Below are 4,020 nucleotides of genomic sequence, written 5' to 3'. Positions count from 1 at the left end.
CTGGTCACCAGCCCGAAGGTGAACGGAATTGCGCGAATACTGGAGCGTTCACCGGAGGTGGGAAAAATGTTCACACTTTCGCATAACACCACGTTATCAGACGTTGTAACGCGTAACGTAACCCGTAACGTTACGGTGTCGTTACTAGTAGCGTTTTGGTCTGCGGCAAATGAACACTCGCGTAACGGTGTATTTGAAAATGCAGACCTGTCTGATATCGATGATATTGTCGGAGTACCCGGTTTTGGGGCTGAATTATCAACCGTAGGCTGGGCCATTTATGATGCGGAGAATAACTGCGTCATTCTTCCAAACTTCAATGAATACAATACGTCAGGTGATATGCGCTCAGCTACGGCCAAGACAAATGCGCAGCGCCAGAAGGAGTTTCGTGAACGGAAAAAACTCCAGGAAAGTAACGTAACGAGTAACGTTACTAATAACGTAACGCGTAACCACAGAGAAGAGAAGAGAAGAGAAGATCTAAACCCAGAGAGAGAACGCGCGGGCGGAAGTCATTCTGGGGATGATATTTCTGGAAATCACCCACCTCTGCCAGCTATCCCTCCCAAACCTCAGAACGAGGATTTTGGGCCCGGTCTGGATTTTGGCCCATTGGGTAAATTTCCGATCACTGACTCATGGACCCCGTCTCCAGACTTCGTGCGTCAGGCTGCGCTCTGGGGTAAGAACGTCGGCACTGAGCCGGGTTACACCGCTGAAGAACTTCAGCAATTCCGTGATTACTGGATACCTGACGGCAAGGTTAAACACCAGTTGGCTTGGGAGCAGACCTTTGCCAACAGTCTGTTGCAATCGCGTGGTCACGGCCAAAGGACCGTCCATGTTGGACAGCGAGATCCCAACCGAATTTCTGAGCCAGATAAAACCATCCCGACCGGGTTCAGGGGGTAACGGTGAAAAACATTGTTAATTCTGGCAGCGCTCTTGAGCGCCTGAAGAAACTCATTCCGCCAGGAGTTCAGCCGAAGTTCACCAGCGCGGCAGAGCTGCTGGCATGGCAGAGGGAAGAAGGCCTGAAGCGGTGTGAAGAACTGGACAGGCTGAATCAGAAAGCCCGGACAGAGAAAATTTTCGGTCGCTCAGGAATTCAAAGCCTGCACCGCAGGTGCACTTTCGCGAATTACCATGTATCCGGGGAAGGGCAGCGCAAAGCCTTCACGATGGCAAAGAGCTACGCACAGAATTTCGGTGCTGGGTTCGCGAGCTTCGTGTTTAGCGGTGGTCCTGGTACCGGGAAAAACCATCTCGCTGCGGCAATCGGAAATCATCTGCTTTCTGGCGGGCATAGCGTACTGGTAGTGACAATCCCTGACCTGATGCTGCGCGTTCGCGAGTGCTACGACGGTGGCCAGTCAGAAGCTTCACTTCTGGATGATCTCTGCAAAGTCGATCTGCTGGTGCTGGATGAGGTCGGTATTCAACGCGGAAGCAACGGCGAGAAAGTCATTCTGAATCAGGTTATCGACCGTCGCCTGTCGTCGATGCGTCCGGTAGGGATCCTGACAAACCTGAACCACGACGAGCTTCTCGGGGCGTTGGGTGCGCGAGTTATCGACCGTCTCCAGATGGATGGCGGGGTGTGGGTGAACTTTGACTGGGGCAGCTATCGCAAGAACGTTAGCCATCTCCGGATCGTTAAATAACTTCGAGGGCAAATCACCATGGCAAGCAAATCACTGTGGGCAATTGTCGATTACCTTCGGGTTAACCAGACCATCACGCCGCGTCAGGTTCAGAATCTGCTGGGATGCGACTGCAAGAAGTCACATAACCTACTGCTTCACCTGGTACGCAGAGCGGTAGTAATCCGCACTGGCGAACCGCATCGCCCTGTCTACATGTTTCAGCCCGGCGGGGAGCTGAACATCAAGCAGCTCAAATCGAACATGAGCAAAAACATGGTCACATCAGTATGCCGTACAAGTCCGGCTATGCAGCGTGTACTGGCGTTTTACGGGAGAGCCTCAGCATGAAACCAGACGTTAAAAAAATCATCGCCGATATCAAGGCGACAAAAGGGAACCGCAAATTTTGTAATGGCCTGGCTGGCACACTCCAGGATGATAATTATGCGTCATCGATTTGCAAATACGTTAAAACCGTAACGCCGGAAAGAATCGATCTCCTGATTGAATACACTGAAAACCTTGAAGCTGAAGTCACAGACATGGCAGTACAGCTCGCTAACGCCGAGAGCAAGTGCAGGGAGCTGGCGGCGGAGAATGCGGTGCTGAAAAAAGCAGCTGAGTTCGCCACTGCTGAGGACATGTGGATTGAACAATCTGACGGCATGCTGGATTACCGCTATGTCGATTGGTATGTCGATGTGCTGAAGGCTGCGATGGAAATCCCAGCCACCGACGCGTTCCTGGCTGAAGTGCGGGCGCAGGGTGTGGAAGGATTCTTGAAGTTTTGCGGTGAGGAAAATTCCGTATTTGTCGAGGCTAAATCTTACTACCGTTCTCTAGCGGATGCGGTTGATGAGTTCGCCGCCCAACTTCGCAAAGGCGGTGCAGCATGAGCACTATCCAGTATGTAGTGATTGACGAGGGTGAATTCCCTGATGATGCGTACTTTCTCGATCCGCAAAACATCGATGAATCCACGAATGAATGGTATCTCGAGAGCTTAGCGCAAGACGCAGCTCTTGATTATTTCGAAAACCATGATGGATGGGAATCTTCGTGGCCTATGGATATTGAGCTTTTCGTCGATGGTAATAGCGTTGGCATATTCGCAGTTGAAATGGAGCAGGTTCCGAGATTCATTGCCCGGAAGAATACGGAGGCAGCTCAATGACAGCACTCAACAAACAGGCTCGTCAGGTGCAACGCTATACAAACTATGGTGTAGACATGATGGAGTGGGCTGACGGCGGGTATGTCAGACATTCTGATTATCTGGCGCTGCTGGATGAGCTGGAAGCCGCAGAGAAGCGCAATGCTGAATTACAGAGCGAGAATGCATACATCCGAAACCGACACAAAGAACTGGACCTGTTAATCGGGAAAAACATTCTGGTCATGCAGGCTGCGATTATTGAATGGCAGGCAACTGGCGACGCGAAGAATGGTTTGGCATGGATTTATAACACGCTGTTTGGCCCTGGAGAATTGCCGGATGAATCTGAGAAAGATGCTCAGGCCTACTTTGACCGCAAATATGCACCGATTGACGAAGAGCTTATGGCGCTTCACAAGTGGTTTTGGGAACAAAGTGAAGCCGAACGTGCCGCCGCTGGCATTGGCGTGAAGGGGGAGTGAGATGGATAAATTAATCAAACCTACCACAAAAGGTAAACATGACGGTTCATGTGATTATCTTTGCTCGGAAGATGCGCGATTCATCGTTATGCGCGGCGATTATACGGAAGCGGAAATAATTCAGGCTTCTGTGTCCCAAGATGTAATCGACTCGGATGGTGCGGCTGATTTTGCAAGTAGCGCCCGCTATTATCAGTGCTGGTACAAAGTTAGCCCAATAGGTGGTCAGGATGGCTATTCAGGCTGGCATCATCCTCGTGATTCGCCGTGTCGCGGTGCATATTTCGCATCAGTTTTGCAATGGGATTAAGGAGGACTAACCCATGACAACTAACAACCACCCAGCGCACGGTCCTGTATCACTCAATCGCCTGCACCAGATAAGCGAAATACTCAGCAAAGCAGCAGCACAAAGCGACGGCGGGAATCTCGGCTACGCAATGGCTGATGCTGTGAAGGTTATTGATGGGGCTATTGCGGCATTTGGTGCTGAGCCTGCACCAGTAGATATTGAAATGCTGGCCACTGTACTGAGAAACGCTCCGTTAGCGCCGTCAGATAGCCAGGGCAAGCCGAGAGCGCCGGTAGTGCCGGATGAAGATCCGCGAGATGCATTCGAGCGAACATTCAAAATGCCGAAGCATGTCACCCGCTGCGGTACCGGATATGCAGTAACGGCATATTCCGCATGGTTAGCCCATGATTTCGTTAGGATGTGGGAGGGCTGGAACGC

At 51.3% G+C, this 4,020-nt stretch carries 6 protein-coding genes and 2 pseudogenes; all 8 read left to right on the top strand.

Annotated elements, in window-relative coordinates:
* Window positions 1-915, top strand: a 915-nt coding sequence (locus OGY72_RS04320) for a DnaT-like ssDNA-binding domain-containing protein (protein WP_286547030.1), incomplete at its 5' end; no start/stop codon positions are given.
* A 2-nt stretch (window positions 916-917) separates the two neighbouring features.
* Entirely contained in the window at window positions 918-1,667 is a 750-nt protein-coding gene (locus OGY72_RS04315; protein ID WP_038641077.1) for an ATP-binding protein, read from the top strand.
* An 18-nt stretch (window positions 1,668-1,685) separates the two neighbouring features.
* On the top strand, window positions 1,686-1,997 hold the full coding sequence (locus OGY72_RS04310; RefSeq protein ID WP_216144107.1) for a hypothetical protein: 312 nt from the start codon (window positions 1,686-1,688) through the stop codon (window positions 1,995-1,997).
* On the top strand, window positions 1,994-2,545 hold the full coding sequence (locus tag OGY72_RS04305; protein ID WP_286547027.1) for a hypothetical protein: 552 nt from the start codon (window positions 1,994-1,996) through the stop codon (window positions 2,543-2,545). Before OGY72_RS04310 ends, OGY72_RS04305 begins: the two co-directional genes overlap by 4 nt.
* Window positions 2,542-2,823: a hypothetical protein gene (locus OGY72_RS04300; protein WP_286547026.1), complete on the top strand. Its 282-nt coding sequence runs from the start codon at window positions 2,542-2,544 to the stop codon at window positions 2,821-2,823. The genes OGY72_RS04305 and OGY72_RS04300 overlap by 4 nt, the downstream gene beginning before the upstream one ends.
* 101 nt (window positions 2,824-2,924) lie before the next feature.
* Window positions 2,925-3,287: pseudogene (locus OGY72_RS04295) on the top strand (ead/Ea22-like family protein); the annotation flags it as partial.
* Between the two features lies 1 nt (window position 3,288).
* On the top strand, window positions 3,289-3,597 hold the full coding sequence (locus tag OGY72_RS04290; protein WP_110497749.1) for a hypothetical protein: 309 nt from the start codon (window positions 3,289-3,291) through the stop codon (window positions 3,595-3,597).
* Window positions 3,598-3,610: 13 nt separating this feature from the next.
* Window positions 3,611-4,020: pseudogene (locus OGY72_RS04285) on the top strand (hypothetical protein); the annotation flags it as partial.

It is taken from the genome of Citrobacter sp. Cpo221 (assembly GCF_030332345.1).
GTDB classification, from domain to species: Bacteria; Pseudomonadota; Gammaproteobacteria; order Enterobacterales; family Enterobacteriaceae; genus Citrobacter; species Citrobacter portucalensis.
This window is presented reverse-complemented; position numbering and strand designations above follow the sequence as displayed.

Bases quoted from the DNA above. Each gene is read 5' to 3' on its own strand.
- OGY72_RS04310 (WP_216144107.1), top strand. From the start codon at position 1,686: ATGGCAAGCAAATCACTGTGGGCAATTGTCGATTACCTTCGGGTTAAC.
- OGY72_RS04305 (WP_286547027.1), top strand. From the start codon at position 1,994: ATGAAACCAGACGTTAAAAAAATCATCGCCGATATCAAGGCGACAAAA.
- OGY72_RS04300 (WP_286547026.1), top strand. From the start codon at position 2,542: ATGAGCACTATCCAGTATGTAGTGATTGACGAGGGTGAATTCCCTGAT.
- OGY72_RS04290 (WP_110497749.1), top strand. From the start codon at position 3,289: ATGGATAAATTAATCAAACCTACCACAAAAGGTAAACATGACGGTTCA.